Source organism: Psychromonas sp. Urea-02u-13 (assembly GCF_002835995.1).
In the GTDB taxonomy this organism is placed as follows: domain Bacteria; phylum Pseudomonadota; class Gammaproteobacteria; order Enterobacterales; family Psychromonadaceae; genus Psychromonas.
This window is the reverse complement of sequence record NZ_PJBZ01000293.1, coordinates 1-380: the sequence shown is the minus strand read 5'-3', so window position 1 is coordinate 380 and position 380 is coordinate 1. Positions and strand designations below refer to the sequence as shown.

Here is a 380-nt window from a genome sequence, read left to right as displayed (position 1 = left end):
ATAAGTGCTGTTATATCAGGCTCTGAAGGATGGGAAGATATTGAAAATTTCGGTCATATAAAGCTTGATTGGCTTCGTCAATATCGTCCTTTTGAAGCGGGGATACCTCGGCATGACACGATTGCACGTGTCATTTGCCGATTAAAATCGAGTGAAATAGAGCAAGCCTTTCAAGGGTGGGTATCATCCCTTATAGAAACGACTGGTTGTGATGTTATTGCTGTTGATGGTAAAACGGCAAGACGTTCTTTTTCAACGAAAGATAGAAATAATGCATTACACACTGTAAGTGCTTGGAGTTGTCAGCACCAACTTGTTTTAGGCCAAGTTGCCGTTGATGCTAAGAGCAATGAAATAACTGCAATCCCAGAGTTACTGCA

Annotated in this window: 1 protein-coding gene; it reads left to right on the top strand. The window is 41.3% G+C overall.

All coding sequences use genetic code 11. From position 1 onward, the window contains the following. Window positions 1-380 (top strand): ISAs1 family transposase (locus CXF74_RS21785; protein ID WP_157822537.1); only part of this gene is annotated, 380 nt, incomplete at both ends.